This is a genomic window from Shewanella basaltis (assembly GCF_023283885.1).
GTDB classification, from domain to species: Bacteria; Pseudomonadota; Gammaproteobacteria; order Enterobacterales; family Shewanellaceae; genus Shewanella; species Shewanella basaltis.
In genome coordinates this window covers 18,214-34,802 of the sequence record NZ_JAKILA010000002.1, presented here as the reverse complement: position 1 = coordinate 34,802, position 16,589 = coordinate 18,214, and the positions used below count along the sequence as shown (strand labels likewise).

At 42.5% G+C, this 16,589-nt stretch carries 12 protein-coding genes and 2 tRNA genes; 1 reads left to right on the top strand and 13 read right to left on the bottom strand.

Annotated elements, in window-relative coordinates:
• Positions 1–416: 416 nt before the first annotated feature.
• From prfC to pnp, 3 genes are all read right to left on the bottom strand, one after another.
• Positions 417–1,997, bottom strand: a complete 1,581-nt coding sequence (prfC, locus tag L2703_RS01980; protein ID WP_248969477.1) for a peptide chain release factor 3 — start codon at positions 1,995–1,997, stop codon at positions 417–419.
• Between the two features lie 76 nt (positions 1,998–2,073).
• Entirely contained in the window at positions 2,074–2,985 is a 912-nt protein-coding gene (gene nlpI, locus L2703_RS01975; RefSeq protein WP_248969476.1) for a lipoprotein NlpI, read from the bottom strand.
• Positions 2,986–3,130: 145 nt separating this feature from the next.
• Positions 3,131–5,230: a polyribonucleotide nucleotidyltransferase gene (gene pnp / locus L2703_RS01970; RefSeq protein ID WP_248969475.1), complete on the bottom strand. Its 2,100-nt coding sequence runs from the start codon at positions 5,228–5,230 to the stop codon at positions 3,131–3,133.
• 401 nt (positions 5,231–5,631) lie between these two features.
• Here pnp and L2703_RS01965 point away from each other — a divergent pair, with 401 nt between their 5' ends.
• Entirely contained in the window at positions 5,632–7,668 is a 2,037-nt protein-coding gene (locus L2703_RS01965) for a putative bifunctional diguanylate cyclase/phosphodiesterase (protein WP_248969474.1), read from the top strand.
• Between the two features lie 710 nt (positions 7,669–8,378).
• Here the strand turns inward: L2703_RS01965 and rpsO are convergent.
• The 10 genes from rpsO to tpiA form a co-directional block, all read right to left on the bottom strand.
• Positions 8,379–8,648 (bottom strand): 30S ribosomal protein S15, encoded by a 270-nt coding sequence (rpsO, locus tag L2703_RS01960; RefSeq protein ID WP_160055238.1) that lies wholly within the window; start codon positions 8,646–8,648, stop codon positions 8,379–8,381.
• A 142-nt stretch (positions 8,649–8,790) separates the two neighbouring features.
• Positions 8,791–9,738 carry a tRNA pseudouridine(55) synthase TruB gene (gene truB, locus L2703_RS01955; protein WP_248969473.1) on the bottom strand — a complete coding sequence of 316 codons (948 nt, stop codon included), beginning with the start codon at positions 9,736–9,738 and terminating at the stop codon, positions 8,791–8,793.
• Positions 9,738–10,169 (bottom strand): 30S ribosome-binding factor RbfA, encoded by a 432-nt coding sequence (gene rbfA, locus L2703_RS01950; protein WP_248969472.1) that lies wholly within the window; start codon positions 10,167–10,169, stop codon positions 9,738–9,740. The genes truB and rbfA overlap by 1 nt, the downstream gene beginning before the upstream one ends.
• Positions 10,170–10,235: 66 nt before the next feature.
• Complete coding sequence (gene infB / locus L2703_RS01945; protein WP_248969471.1) at positions 10,236–12,893, bottom strand: translation initiation factor IF-2; 2,658 nt, start codon at positions 12,891–12,893, stop codon at positions 10,236–10,238.
• Between the two features lie 25 nt (positions 12,894–12,918).
• A complete protein-coding gene (nusA, locus tag L2703_RS01940; protein WP_248969470.1) occupies positions 12,919–14,418 on the bottom strand; it encodes a transcription termination factor NusA in 1,500 nt (499 codons plus the stop codon).
• Between the two features lie 31 nt (positions 14,419–14,449).
• Positions 14,450–14,905, bottom strand: coding sequence for a ribosome maturation factor RimP (gene rimP, locus L2703_RS01935; RefSeq protein ID WP_248969469.1), 456 nt, complete (start codon positions 14,903–14,905; stop codon positions 14,450–14,452).
• Between the two features lie 167 nt (positions 14,906–15,072).
• Positions 15,073–15,148 (bottom strand) — tRNA-Met (locus L2703_RS01930).
• A gap of 82 nt (positions 15,149–15,230) precedes the next feature.
• Positions 15,231–15,317 (bottom strand) — tRNA-Leu (locus L2703_RS01925).
• Between the two features lie 13 nt (positions 15,318–15,330).
• Positions 15,331–15,666: a preprotein translocase subunit SecG gene (secG, locus tag L2703_RS01920; protein ID WP_248969468.1), complete on the bottom strand. Its 336-nt coding sequence runs from the start codon at positions 15,664–15,666 to the stop codon at positions 15,331–15,333.
• A gap of 4 nt (positions 15,667–15,670) precedes the next feature.
• The gene (tpiA, locus tag L2703_RS01915) at positions 15,671–16,453 is read right to left on the bottom strand and encodes a triose-phosphate isomerase (protein ID WP_248969467.1); all 783 of its coding nucleotides are present in this window, start codon (positions 16,451–16,453) and stop codon (positions 15,671–15,673) included.
• Positions 16,454–16,589 lie beyond the last annotated feature (136 nt).

The following is a 16,589-nucleotide window of genomic DNA, read 5'->3' as shown; positions in this document are numbered from 1 at the left end:
AATAGTATAAGATCATCCCTTATCCCGAGATCAGGTTATTTATACTAATACCATTCCGCATTAATAAGTGACCACTCAGAATGCGTCCAGCGGTTTTTGATTAAGGCGTCGCTATGTAGTAATGGTTGTTCCCTTTCAAATAGCGAGAACGCAGAGCAAAAGCCGCTGGGGCATTCCTTTCAGGCGAGTTTTAAAAGGGCTTATACTGCGTTGCATGACTTCGAAAGAGAATAACTATTCATTCAGTCATTCGCCTTGTTTAAGCCCTTTTAAATTCTCGCTGAGAGATCACTTGCTAACGCGGAATGGTATAACTTCACATAAAATAAGAATTACTGTGATAGCCCCCTTAAAAACACAATAAAAAAGGTGGCAAAGCCACCTTTTTTACATTAACTCAACATAAAAATTAACAACTAGTGTTCACGTGTTTTAGCAAACTCAATGTCTGGATAACGTTCCATCGACAGGTTTAAATTAACCATAGTTGGCGCAATATAAGTTAAGTTATCGCCACCGTCGAGTGCCAGGTTAGCACTACACTTACGACGAAACTCTTCAAGTTTACGCTCATCTTTACAGTAAACCCAGCGGGCTGTGCTCACACTAATGCCTTCATAAATCGCTTCTACGTTATATTCGCTCTTTAAACGGCCCACAACAACCTCAAACTGCAACACACCAACCGCGCCCACAATCAAATCATTGGAATCTATTGGTCTAAATACCTGTACTGCGCCTTCTTCAGACAACTGTACCAAGCCTTTTAGCAATTGCTTTTGTTTTAAAGGATCTTTTAAGCGAATTCGACGGAACATTTCCGGGGCAAAATTAGGCACGCCAGTAAAACGAATTTTTTCACCCTGAGTAAAAGTGTCACCAATTCGCATAGTACCGTGATTATGCAAACCAATGATGTCACCGGGATAGGCCGCTTCCGCCCTGTTTCGATCACCTGCCATGAAGGTCAATGCATCACTGACATTCACATCTTTACCAATACGCACATGATGCATTTTCATGCCTTGCTCATACTTACCTGAACAAATACGCATAAAGGCAACGCGGTCGCGATGCTTAGGATCCATGTTTGCTTGAATTTTGAAAATAAACCCTGAGAATTTTTCCTCATTTGGTAATACCTGACGAACATCGGTTTCGCGCGGTAATGGTTTAGGCGCCCATTCAACAATACCGTCAAGAATATGATCAACACCAAAGTTACCCAAAGCGGTACCAAAGTACACAGGGGTTAATTCGCCTTTTAAGAAGGCTTCTTGGTCAAACTCATGCGATGCACCAGCAACCAACTCCATTTCATCACGAATACTGGCTGCGTATGAACCAAGCACTTTATCGAGTTCAGGGTTGTTCAAGCCTTTAATAATGCGTTCTTCTTGAATAGTGTGACCCAAACCACTTTGATACAAAATCACTTCATCACGCAGAATGTGGTAAACACCTTTGAACTCCTTACCCGATCCAATCGGCCAAGTGATTGGCGCGCAAGCCATGTTCAAAATCTCTTCAACTTCATCCATAAGCTCAATAGGATCACGGATGTCACGGTCACATTTATTCATGAACGTCACAATAGGCGTATCGCGAAGTCGAGTCACTTCCATCAATTTAATGGTCCGGTCTTCAACACCTTTGGCTGAATCGATAACCATTAAACAAGAATCTACGGCGGTTAGTGTGCGGTAAGTATCTTCCGAAAAGTCTTCGTGACCTGGCGTATCAAGTAAATTGACAAGTGCACCACCATAAGGAAATTGCATTACAGATGTTGTAATCGAAATACCACGATCTTTTTCCATTTCCATCCAGTCAGATTTAGCATGTTGACCTGACTTTTTGCCCTTTACTGTACCTGCTTTTTGTAAAGCCTGTCCGAATAAAAGAACCTTTTCGGTGATGGTGGTTTTACCCGCATCGGGGTGCGAAATGATGGCGAAGGTACGACGCTTGTCGACCTCAACGTTGTTGCCTGACATGTTAACCTTGCACTAGCCGCTAAAAAAGGCGCAAATTATAGCGCCTATCGAATCAATTGGCTAGGCAAAGTAATGTTTAGCCTTTTGCGGGTAATTGAGCAGACTGTTGAATTAGGTTTTTCATCTTTGCTAATTCAATTCTGGCATAACGATGCTCAACAAAATCATATATGTTTGTGGCCAAAGTTAAACGGTAAAAATTAGCCGCTTGCTGATATTGACCATTAGAAGCAGCTTGTTTTGCTAAGTAAAAATAAGCTTCACACAAACGTTCAGCGTATTCTTTCGGTTGTGTTAAGCCCACTTTAGCCGCTGCAAAAACTTGCTCTTGGTTTAGCTTCCCTAAATAAAAATCGACCAACACACTGGCCCAGTCATCATTGTTGAGTTGTTGGCGCTGTAGTGCTAAATCCGCCAAAGCTTGATTTTTATCGACCGCAGAAGACATTAAATAAAGCCAAAGTACCCGATAACCATCGCTAGGATCTCGGGCTAAGAAAGCTTGCATATCTTCAACGGCTAATTGATAACGCTCGCCATAATATAAGGCTATACCACGGTTAAGATAAGCATAATCATAACCTGGAGATAACTCTAACACGCCATCAAAGGCTTCATATGCACTATCAAACTCGCCTTCTTGAGTGTAATAAATCCCCAAAAAATTATAGGCATCGGCCAAATCCGGCTGCAATTTTATCGCCTGATGAAAATCAATTCGCGCCAATAATCGCAACCCGACACTGTCGTAAATGACTCCACGGTCGTAATGAAAACGTGCACGTTGTTCGTCAGTCAGCTCCATAGTTGCTAAAATTTCATTCAATTTAGCAAGCGTTACTTCCATTTTATAATCTGGCATCACTGGCGCGACAATCATTTGCCCAGCGGTTTCTTCACCCACATTTTGCGTTGTGGCACAGCCAGACAACAACATACTTGCACCGACAACAACGGCAATAACTGTGGTGCGTAGTTTACATTCCATCCGTTTGACCTTATCAGGTTTTATTAATATTCAATATCATAGCAATCTGACCATCTAAGAGCTATGGACTAGAACAGATTATTTTAATAAACATAAAAAAAAAGGAGATCGCAAGATCTCCTTTCTTAATAAAACGCGCTATATCTTACGACTCAGCGGTTTCTTTTGTTTGAGCTTCTTTAATCGACAGTCTTACTCGGCCCTGACGATCAACTTCCATCACTTTAACAACAACATCTTGGTTCATTTCAAGGTGATCAGACACGTTAGCAACACGTTCATCACTGATTTGTGAAATGTGTACTAAACCATCTTTACCAGGAAGAATATTAACAAATGCACCAAAATCAACGATACGGATCACTTTACCGTTATAAATACGGCCTACTTCAACTTCAGCTGTGATCTCTTCAATACGACGGATAGCTTCTTTGGTTGCTTCACCGTTTGATGATGCGATTTTAACTGTACCGTCGTCATCAAGTTCAATGGTCGTACCCGTTTCTTCTGTAAGTGCACGAATAACCGCACCACCTTTACCAATCACATCGCGGATTTTTTCTGGGTTAATCTTGATGGTGGTAATACGAGGAGCATGGTCAGAAATATCATCGCGGTGCGAACCAATAGCCTGGTCCATTACATTCAGGATATGAACGCGAGCGCCATAAGCCTGTTGTAATGCGATTTCCATAATTTCTTTAGTGATACCTTCAATTTTGATATCCATCTGCAGAGCAGTAATACCATCACGAGTACCAGCAACTTTAAAGTCCATGTCACCTAAGTGATCTTCATCACCTAAAATGTCAGAAAGCACAACGAAATCGTCGCCTTCTTTAACAAGACCCATTGCAATACCTGCAACAGAAGTCTTAATCGGTACACCAGCGTCCATTAGTGCTAACGAAGTACCACACACAGAAGCCATTGAGCTTGAACCATTAGATTCTGTAATTTCAGATACGACACGAACGCTATATGGGAATTCTTCAGCAGAAGGCATTACCGCGTTAATACCGCGCCAAGCCAGCTTACCATGGCCGATTTCACGACGTTTTGGTGAACCAACCATACCGGTTTCGCCCACTGAGTATGGTGGGAAGTTGTAATGCAACATAAAGCGATTAGTACGCTCGCCCATGATGCTATCGATCTTCTGTGCATCACGTTCAGTACCTAACGTACAAGTGACGAGTGCTTGAGTTTCACCACGAGTAAATAGCGCGCTACCGTGGGTGCGAGGTAACACACCTGCTAGCACGTTTAATGCACGGATCATGTCTGGCTCACGACCATCAATACGTGGTTTTCCGCTAATAATACGGCCACGAACGACTTTCTTCTCAAGGCTGCCAAGTAAATTGTCAACTTCGCGTAAATCAACATCTGCATTTTCAGCAAGCAGTGCCGCTTTAGCCGCTTCTTTTACAACGCTAACCTGAGCGTAACGGTCTTGCTTAACTTCAATTTGATAGGCTTCGGTCAAACCTGCTTCTGCTAAATCTTTAATTTTAGCTACAAGCGCTTGGTCTTGTACTGGAGCGGTCCAGTCCCAAGTAGGTTTACCCGCTTGCGCTTTAAAGTCACTGATTGCGTTGATAACAACTTGTTGTTGATCATGGCCGTAAGTCACAGCGCCTAGCATGATTTCTTCTGCTAGGGAATTCGCTTCAGATTCAACCATCAGAACTGCAGCTTGAGTACCCGCTACGACTAGGTTTAAATCACTGTTCGCAAGCTGATCAACATTTGGGTTTAACAAATATTCGCCATTAACATAGCCTACACGTGCAGCACCAAGTGGACCACTGAAAGGAATACCTGAAATCGCTAAAGCAGCTGAAGTACCAATCATCGAAATAATGTCTGGCTCAATCAGCGGATCCACAGATACCACAGTAATGATAACTTGAACTTCGTTTTTAAAACCGTTAGGGAATAAAGGGCGAATAGGACGGTCTATTAGACGCGCAATCAAAGTTTCATCTTCTGATGGGCGGCCTTCACGCTTAAAGAAACCACCTGGGATTTTACCGGCAGCGTAAGTTTTCTCTTGATAGTTAACCGTTAGCGGGAAAAAATCACGGCTTAAATCAGCCACTTTTTTACCGACTACAGTAACTAATACTGTGGTATCACCCATGCTTGCTAATACTGCAGCATCTGCTTGGCGTGCAATAACACCTGTTTCTAAGGTGACTGTATGTTGACCATACTCAAAACTCTTTACAATTGGATTCACGTGACCCATTCCTTAATTTAATGACCTTTAATTACGCGCACAAGTATACTTCAATTGGATTGAATAGTTAAATAGACGCGTAATAGAGAATGAAAAAAAAGTTAAATTGCCGTTTTGTGACATTAAACCAAGCCAAAACGGCACTTTCTACTTTAGTAAAATGGAATGTTGAGTCGAATTTAGCCTGTTCAACGCTATTTTTATTCCACTTTTAATGGCAACACTGTGTATTTTATCAAGGCTAATCAAGATTGAATGCTAACTTGTAAAATAAACAATTTTCCCCCTATACTAAGCTGCCTAAATAAAAAACAACAGGTATTAATTTAGCATATTGAGTGCCAACAAACTTAGCACTTGATTTTATAAAAAACAGTCTCTTATTTGACATGGACAAAGAAATGACGGCTAACTTTAAGTCCTTAACATGGAAGCAAACAAACTTAGTGGTTTTTACAGCTTTGTTTTTTGCAGTTGCAATTCTTATTGTTGAAATTGCAATTCAAGTCATTTCGACTAAAAATCAACTCAGTGATGCACAGCAAGAGCTACTTGACTCAGTAGAACAAACCACCACCAACGCGGTTTGGTCGTTAGACGATAAGCTTGCGAGCCAAACATTAGAAGGGATCATTAAAGTTGACAATGTTGGTTCGGCAGTCATTGAGCTTGATGATGGTTCATTGTTTGTTGCAACATCAAACCCAACTGAGAAATTTTCTTCCGCTTATGTAAAATTAAGCCAAAGCTTGTTTGGTGATTTAAGAGAAATTTCCAGACCCATATACCGACCATTTTACTTTGAGGGCAATAAGCAACAACAGCTTATTGGTACTCTTACCGTTTTTTATGACACTCAAAAGCTCACCAATAAATTATTTAGTCAGCTTAAACTTGGGTTAATTGCCACACTAGCAAGAGCGCTGTTACTCACACTGGTACTGAGTGTTGTTTTTCATCGTTTTCTTACTCAGCCTATTGCCCGTATAAGCGAGGCCATCGATAAAATCGACCCAGACTCTCCTGATGAAAACCTTCTACCTATGTCGCCAGCGCACAAGGATGATGAATTAGGCCTGGTAACCAGTAAGTTTAACCAAATCCTATTGCAATTTAGTCAAACACAGAACAAATTGCGCAAAATGGCCACAAGGGATCCACTAACAGGATTGCCCAATCGAACCCTATTGCTCGAAACATTAAATGTCACCATTCAGCGTTCACGAGTTCATAAACGTAATTTTACGCTGTTATTTATTGATTTGGACCGCTTTAAAAATGTGAATGACTCACTAGGACATGCCATAGGCGATCAATTTTTAGCACGAATTGCTAGAATTTTAGAACGTGTTGTTGGCGATAGAGGCAGTGTTGCCAGGCTCGGTGGTGATGAGTTTGTCATTTTAGCCGATGAAATCCAAACGCCAGATCAAGCCGCCGACTTTGTTGATAAATTACTGATGCAGCTTAATGCCCCAGTACAATTAAACGAACATGCTATTCATCCTGCTGCATCGATTGGGATTTCTATTTATCCTGATGATGGTGATAAAGCAGAAGATCTTATTAGACATGCTGATATTGCAATGTACAGCGCTAAAGCTGCAGGTTCTAACCAGTGGGCCTTCTTTAAGCAGCAAATGACTGAACGTGCTGCTGTTAGGCTAAGAACTGAAGCATCATTACACGATGCATTAAAAAATGATGAGTTTTTATTATACTTTCAACCTAAATTTGATTTAAAAACCAATAAGGTAGTGGGTTGCGAGGCGCTAATTCGATGGCAAAAAGAGGGGCGATTAATTAGCCCTATGTCATTTATACCCGTAGCAGAAGAAACCGGTATTATTATCCCCATTGGCCGATGGGTAATTGAACAAAGTTGCAAGGTGATCCGCGAATGGCAACGTAAATATAACTATTCAATCCCGATAGCCGTGAATGTCGCTTCACAACAATTTGCTGACGCCAGTCTCGTTCCCGATATCAAGCAATTAGCCATTCGATATCAGATCCGTCCTGAACTATTGGAAGTCGAAATCACTGAAACCTCTTTGATGAACGATGTAGAGCAGGCCATTGTTAAACTTGAACAGCTCAAGTCTGCCGGCTTTGGCATTGCAGTGGACGATTTTGGAACTGGCTATTCGTCGTTATCTTACCTACGCCATTTGCCCATTACGACAATGAAGATTGACCGCGCATTTGTTAATGACCTTCCTAAAGACAGTGCGATTGCCTCAACCATCTTGATGCTTGGTCGTCAACTGAACTTAACCATTGTTGCAGAAGGCATTGAAAATGAAGAGCAGCTTCAATGGCTTAAAGACAACCAATGTGAAGTTGGCCAAGGCTTTTTCTTTAGTAACCCCTTGCCGTTAGATGAATTTGAAGAAAAGTATATTTTAACCGAAACAGCAAAAATCGTTCGTTTTTAATATTCTAGGGGGTTGGTGTCACAGTGCTGTAGCTCTACCTAGCGTATTTATCATTTAACACGCTTGCGGTGCTCATTTACAGCTATTGTGGTCTAACGCGGGCAACTTGTTTATGTTGTAGAGCAACACATCACTCCAAAGCATCAACTTAGTCGCTGATAGCCATCACGATCAAATAAGTACTCAAAGATTACGCAGAAAAATCGCTGAGAACAAGGCCGTAATGGCAGCGAGCTAGTTGCTCTACTTTCACAATATCTAACCCAGTGATAAACGATACAACCTATAAGCATGATCACATTGTTGTACTGATTGATATAAATCAGCCCCAATGACATGGTGTCGATCACCTTCAAAGGCTACACCTTATACCATTGCGTGTTCATAAATGGCAACTCAATAACATGAATAACCATTTCATTAATTAACCTGAGCTCGGGATAAGGGATGAACTTATACTATTTAAAATCAACAGGTTACCCACTCTCACTTTCAAGCTTGTCATTTGTTCTGCTAACAAGGCGAATTGACGCGTCAATAGCTAGCCTATTGCAAGTTAATTCAACGCAGTGAGGAAGGCAAAGGACTGTTTGAAAGGCATTTATTATCCCGAGCTCAGGTTAATTATCTGAACTGCAAGCAATAAAAAAGGAGGCAAGGCCTCCTTAATTATGTTTTAACTCACTTACCTAGGTAAGCGATACATCGAATTAACGACGTAAACCTAACTTCTTGATCAGAACAGCATAACGCTCTGAGTCAGTACGCTTTAGGTAAGCAGTAAGCTTACGACGAGCGCTAACCATGCGTAATAGACCACGACGTGAGTGGTGATCATGGATGTGCTCTTTAAAGTGACCTTGAAGGTGGTTAATTTGAGCAGTTAACAAAGCTACTTGAACTTCAGTTGAACCTGTATCGTTTTCGCCGCGACCAAACTCAGCTAAAATTTTTGCTTTTGCTTCAGCACTTAGTGACATGTGTTTCTCCAAAAAAGTAAATGTATCTCTAGCCGATCACTAACTCAGCCAGAGCGAGCGCGGTATTCTAACTATATTCGTTAATAACCGCAATAAAAAAGCGTATAAAACTGCTCAATAACAACATTTAATCGCAATACCATTACTCAGTAGTATCGTGCATAACAATCAAACGCTTTGGTGCTAATAGCCCATCGTCATTCATACTACCAATGCCAACAAACTTACGCTCATCGCCTATCGTAATCCGCACTAAGCAATCTGGTTTTAATCCAGCAGCTTGAATAGCTTGCCCTTGCATTACATAATAAAGCATGGCATCTGGAAGGTTAATTTCAGGGAAATTAGCCACCGCAGTATCCATTGGCAACAATAGTGGGTCGAGTAAGGTTTTAGGCGCAATATCTTGCTCTTGAGCCTGTGCTAACAACGATTCAAGCTCTGCAAGACTGACCATTTTGTCATACGGATAGTCTGCAACCTGGGTGCGACGTAACATAATAACGTGTGCACCACAGCCAAGCATTTCACCTAAATCATCAATGATAGTACGAATGTAAGTCCCTTTAGAGCAATGAATGTCTAACGTAAGCTCATCACCTTCAAGCTTGATAAAATTTAGCTCAAACACCGTAATCGGGCGCGATTCACGCGGCACTTCAATGCCTTCGCGGGCATATTTATACAAAGGCTGACCTTGGTATTTTAGCGCCGAATACATTGACGGAATTTGCTGTGTCGTGCCGCGAAAATACTCAAGTTTTTCTTCTAGAAGATACTGAGTAATATTCACTGGGCGAGTTTGTACTACCTCACCGTCAGAATCGCTGGTATCCGTTCGCTCACCAAGCTTTGCGGTAACAAGATAACGTTTATCAGCGTCGAGCAAGTGTTGAGAAAACTTAGTTGCTTCACCTAAGCAAATCGGTAGCATACCTGTAGCTAAAGGATCTAACGCACCTGTATGACCAGCTTTATTTGCATTAAAGATGCGCTTAACCTTTTGCAAAGCAAAGTTTGAGCTCATGCCAGTATCTTTATCGAGTAATACGATTCCGTCGATGAAGCGACCTTTAGCGCGACGAGCCATTAATCTTGCTCCTTGTCACCATCTACAGACTCATTGCTATCAGATGCTTGTGGATCAAATTGCTGCTGTTTGGCTTTATCTTTGTTAATGACTTGGGTGACGAGGTTAGACATACGCATACCTTCCACTAATGAACTGTCATAAACAAAGCGTAATTCAGGCATCACACGTAATTTCATACGTCCAGCCACAAGTGTGCGAATATAAGGTGCTGCTGCACTCAGTGCATCCACTTTTTGTTGAACAAGCTCGATATCTTCTTCAAAGAAGGTCACAAATACTTTTGCATAACTTAAGTCACGTGAAACGTCCACGTCGTTAACGGTAACAAAGCCAATGCGAGGATCTTTCATATCACGCTGTAACACCATTGCAAGTTCTTGCTGGAGTTGCTGTGCGATACGACGAGTACGACTAAATTCTTTTGCCATGATGATGTGCCATAACCTTGGGGATATAATCAAAAAGGGCGGCTAATGCCGCCCTTCCATTGGTGCTTATAAGGTGCGAGCTATTTCGACTGTTTCAAAGACCTCAATTTGGTCTCCTACACGAACGTCATTGTAGTTCTTCACGCCGATACCACATTCCATACCATTACGTACTTCTGTTGCATCGTCTTTGAAGCGACGTAACGATTCAAGTTCGCCTTCGAAGATAACCACGTTATCACGAAGTACACGAATAGGTGCACTACGTTTAACTAAACCTTCGGTAACCATACAACCGGCAATAGCGCCAAGTTTAGGCGACTTAAACACATCACGAACTTCAGCAAGACCAATAATTTCTTGCTTAAATTCAGGCGCTAACATACCAGTCATTGCTGCACGAACTTCATCAATTAAGTTATAGATGATGCTGTAATAACGTAAATCAACACTTTCGGTTTCGATAGTCTTACGCGCCTGTGCATCAGCACGAACGTTAAAGCCAACCAAAATCGCATTGGATGCAGCAGCAAGTGTTGCATCTGTTTCGGTTAATGCACCCACACCGCGCGCAATAATGTTCACTTTAACTTCGTCTGTAGACAGTTTAGTTAATGAATCACAAATTGCTTCTAATGAGCCTTGAACGTCCGCTTTAAGCACGATGTTCAACTCTTGAACTTCGCCTTCTTCCATGTTGGCAAACATGTTTTCTAGCTTAGACTTTTGCTGACGCGCTAACTTAACATCGCGGAACTTACCTTGACGATACAGAGCCACTTCACGTGCTTTACGCTCATCACGAACAACCGTTGCTTCATCGCCCGCTGAAGGCACACCAGAAAGACCTAAGATCTCAACTGGGATTGAAGGACCGGCTTCGGTGATAGACTTACCGTTTTCGTCTTTCATCGCACGGATTTTACCGTACTCTAAACCACACAGTACGATATCACCTTGGCGTAATGTTCCTTCCTGGACAAGAATAGTCGCCACAGGGCCACGGCCTTTATCAAGTTGAGATTCAATAACCACACCGGCAGCCATGCTATCGCGTACTGCTTTCAGTTCGAGAACTTCAGCTTGTAATAAAATGCCTTCTAATAGTTCGTCAATACCTTGGCCAGTTTTGGCTGAAAGGTGAACGAACATATTATCTCCGCCCCAATCTTCAGACATCACGCCATGCTGTGAAAGTTCGCTTTTAACACGATCTGGATCCGCTTCAGGCTTGTCCATTTTGTTAACGGCTACAATGAGTGGCACGTTACCAGCTTTGGCATGTTGAATCGCTTCAATAGTCTGTGGCATAACACCATCATCAGCTGCAACAACAAGAATAACGATATCGGTTGCTTTAGCTCCACGAGCACGCATCGAAGTAAACGCTGCGTGACCAGGGGTGTCGAGGAAAGTAATCATGCCATTATCGGTTTCAACATGATAAGCACCGATGTGCTGAGTAATACCACCGGCTTCACCTGCGGCTACTTTTGCACGACGGATATAGTCAAGTAGCGATGTTTTACCATGGTCAACGTGACCCATGATAGTCACAACTGGTGCGCGTGATTCAAGTTTAATATTGTCATCACGATCTTGCAGTACTTGGCGCTCTAATTCGTTTTCACGGATTAACACAACTTTATGACCCATTTCTTCTGCAACCATTTGGGCAGTTTCTTGGTCAAGTACTTGGTTAATCGTTACCATCGAACCCATTTTCATCATTTGTTTGATGATTTCAGTGGCTTTAATTGCCATTAAATGGGCAAGCTCAGACACAGTAACGGTTTCGCCAATGCGAACATCACGAGTCACGGCTGCTGCGGGCTTATTAAAGCCGTGAGCCATAGATTGCGGTGCAGTGCTGCGGTTACGCATGTGTTTTTCACGACCGTCACGAGCATCTTTACCACCACGTTTTTTATTGGTGTTTTTGTTGCGAGCACGACGACCACGTTTTTCATCATCAGCATCTGAGCTGTCTTCTGCAGCACGAGCTACTTTAGACGTGGTGATGTGGTGATCACTGTTCTTTTCTGCATCTAAACGTTGACGCTCTTCTTCAGCCCAACGCTTTGAGTTTTCTTCTGCCAATTTACGCGCTTTTTCAGCGGCTTGTGCAGCTTCTTCTTTCTGCTTTTTCGTTAAAGCGGCTTCTTGAGCTGCTTTCAAACGTTCAGCTTCAGCTTTTGCTGCTGCAGTATCTGGATCGTTTGCTTTAGCCGCTTTTGGCTCAACTTTAACTTTTGCTTTTTCTGACTTCAATTTAGCTTCTGCTTCTGCTTTTTTCTTGGCTTCTGCATCAGCTTTGGCTTTCGCTTCTGCTGCTGCTTTGGCTTCTGCTTCCGCTTTGGCTTTCGCTTCTGCTTCTGCCTTGGCTTTTTCTTGCGCTTCTAACTCTGCTTGCTTAGCTAAATCGACATCGTCACGCTTAACAAAAGTTCGTTTTTTACGCACTTCAACTTTAACGTCTTTTGACTGACCGCCAGTACCTGATACGCTTAACGTAGAAACTGTTTTACGTTGAAGGGTCATTTTTGTTGGCGCAGAATCTGCGCCATGTTGTTTCTTTAGAAACTCTAAAAGTTGCTGTTTCTCTTGTTCAGAAACCGTATCTTTCAGTTGCTTTTTAATGCCAGCATCTGAGAACTGCTCGATTAATCGCTCAACCGACTTTCCCACTTCTGCTGCTAATTTTTCTACACTTGTATCTGCCATCAATTAAATCCCCCTGTTGATCGACTTATGCTTCTTCGCCAAACCAACAGATGTTGCGGGCAGCCATAATAAGCTCACCTGCTTTTTCTTCTGTTAATTCTTCAATATCAATTAAATCGTCAATACCTTGCTCGGCCAAGTCTTCTAAAGTCACTACGCCTTTGCTCGCAAGAACATAAGCTAAATGTCTTTCTAATCCTTCCAATGCTAATAAATCATCACTTGGCTCTGCACCATCTAACGCTTCTTCAGAGGCTAATGCTCTTGTCGAGATAGCCGCTTTTGCACGCTCACGTAATGCCGAGACGATTCCTTCGTCAAAGCCTTCAATTGCAAGTAGTTCAGACTCTGGGACATAAGCGATTTCTTCAAGTGAAGTAAAACCTTCATCAGCTAATACGGTCGCAAAATCTTTATCTACATCAAGCGAAGAAACAAACAAATCAATCACCTTAGCGCTTTCAGCCTGGTGCTTCTTGTTCATGTCTTCTACTGTCATTACGTTAAGTTCCCAACCAGTTAGTTGAGTCGCTAAACGTACGTTTTGGCCATTACGACCAATAGCCTGAGCCAAACTGTCTGCTTCAACAGCAATATCCATAGAGTGGTTATCTTCGTCCACAATAATAGAGGCTACATCGGCTGGCGCCATGGCATTGATCACGTATTGAGCAGGATTATCATCCCACATTACGATATCAACACGCTCGCCACCTAATTCGTTTGATACCGCTTGTACACGTGCACCACGCATACCAACACAAGCACCAATTGGGTCGATACGACGGTCATTAGATTTAACAGCTATTTTAGCGCGAGCGCCAGGGTCACGAGCTGCGCCCATCACCTCAATCATTTCGTCGTAAATTTCAGGCACTTCAACACGGAAAAGCTCAATTAACATATCAGGCTTGCTACGTGTCAAAAATAATTGAGCACCACGCGCTTCAGGACGTACGGCATACAGTAATGCACGTACACGGTCACCTGGGCGGAATGATTCGCGGCTAATTAAGTCTTCTTTAAATAATACGCCATCGGCATTATTACCTAAATCAACAACCACGCTTTCACGGGTGCTTTTCTTCACAACACCCGTAACGATTTCGCCTTCACGTTCGATAAATTGTTCAACGATTTGTGCGCGCTCAGCTTCTCGTACTTTTTGTACAATAACTTGCTTAGCCGTTTGGGTTGTAATGCGGTCGAAAGCCACAGAGTCAATTTGATCTTCAATATACTGACCTGGTTCAATATCTGGCTGTTCAAAGCGTGCTGCTTCTAGAGTAATTTCACTGTATGGATTCTCTAATGCATCACCTTTATCATCTACTACCATCCAACGGCGGAAGGTGTCGTAGTGACCGGTTTTACGGTCAATCGCAACACGAACTTCAATGTCGCCTTCGTATTTTTTCTTAGTAGCTGTTGCTAGAGCAATTTCTAGCGCTTCAAAAATTTTCTCGCGCGGAACGCCTTTCTCATTGGAAACCGCTTCTGCGACTAGCAGGATCTCTTTATTCATTTGGTCTTGCCTCGTTCTTCACCTGAAACTATCAAAACTTAGCGATAATGTTGCCTTTGCGGATGTTATCCAAAGCAACAATCAAGTCTTTACCATCAACTTTGATGGTGAGCATTTGCCCATCAACACTAGTGATGACGCCTTTTAAATTACGACTACCCGCAACAGGCATAGTCAACTGTACTTTCGCATCTTCACCGATGTAAGCAGCATACTGCGCAGCTGTAAATAACGGTCTATCTACTCCAGGAGAAGATACTTCTAATGTGTATTCTGTCGAAATGGGATCTTCAACATCCATAACTGCGCTAACTTGTCGACTGGCCTCAGCACAATCTTCAATGTTGATGCCATTCTCGTGATCGATAAACACACGAAGAATTGAATGACGACCAGCTTGAACATATTCAATGCCCCAGAGTTGATAGCCTGCTGCCTCAACTGGAACCGTTAACATTTCAACTAGCTTGGATTCTATTGTTGCCAAAAATGACCCCCAAAAAACAAAAAAAGGGCTAAAAGCCCCAGAGCAACCCGCTAAAAATCGCGGATATTTAAAAGTCCATATAACAAAAAACCCCGTAATCACGAGGTCATTTTATTATAGAACCTGTAAATTGTTATTTGGTTTAACAAAACTAAATAACAAGGAGCTGGTTGCGGGGGCCGGACTTGAACCGACGACCTTCGGGTTATGAGCCCGACGAGCTACCAACTGCTCCACCCCGCGTCAACTGCATGCAAGTATATTGATTTACGTCATATCTTGCAATAACTAATCAAACACAATCCTTAGTTTGTTAGTTAAAATTTGGTGCCGAGAGCGGGACTTGAACCCGCACGTCCGTTAGGACACAGCCACCTCAAGGCTGCGCGTCTACCAATTCCACCACCTCGGCGACACCTGGTTTACTAGTCAGGAATTTTGGTTTCTGACTGTTCGGTTTGCACAGGCGCTTCATCAATGATTTGCTCTGCTGCAGAACCTAAATCTTCCCACTCACTGTTTTGCTGTGTGTGATTAGCACTCAAGTTACCAATCACTAAACTTAACGCAAAAAAACCTATCGCTAATACAGCAGTCGAACGGGTTAAAAAGTTGCCAGATCCGCTAGAGCCAAACAATGTGCCAGAAGCACCCGCTCCAAAAGATGCACCCATGTCGGCGCCCTTTCCTTGTTGAATCAAAATCAATCCAACTAAACCTATTGCAACTATTAAATATACAACTATTAGAACTTCGTACATATTATTACGCGCTCATCGCTATGGTACATAAACTTAAAAACTCAGTAGAGTTCAGACTTGCACCGCCAATCAATCCACCATCAACATCAGGTTGGGCAAATATGTCTGCCGCATTGTTTGGGGTAACACTACCACCGTAAAGAATCCTAATATTCTCTCCAATAAATGGAGAAACTTCAGAGAGGCGATTGCGAATAAACGCATGAACTTCTTGTGCCTGCTCTGGTGTAGCGCTTTTACCTGTTCCTACTGCCCAAAGGGGTTCGTAGGCGATAATCGCGTTATCAAAAGCCATGGTACCGTTTTTTTCTATGACTATGTCGAGCTCTTCTGCAATCACTTCAAACGTGCGTCTTGCTTCTCTAGCTGGACCTGATTCACCCACACACAGTATCGGTGTTAAGCCATGTTTTTGTGCAGCAGCAAATTTTTCTGCCACAATATTACTCGTCTCTCCGTACATACGGCGACGTTCGGAATGGCCGATAATAACATATCGACATCCTGAATCTTTTAGCATCTGCCCAGATATTTCACCGGTGTAAGCACCAAAGTCATGTTGACTTAAATTTTGTGCGCCCATTCTCACAAGTGCACCATCTAAAGTCTGCTTATTAGCTTCAAGCAGTTGCCTGACGCTTTCAAGATAAATTGAAGGCGGGCATAAAACCACTTCAGCGGAATCATTTTGGAGCTTTAAGGCAAATTTCTTAAAAAGTTCTTCAGCTAATGCTGAATGACCATTCATTTTCCAGTTGCCAGCTACCATAGGACGTCTGAGTGCCATCACGGTCTCCTTTGAAAGCGGCGTGAATAATAGCGAACCACTTATCAAGTTACAATAGCTAAAAGGGGAATATTTCAGTTTAATCGTCGAAGCGCTTACTTTTTAAGCGCGAATCGACATTGCTGTATATTCAGTT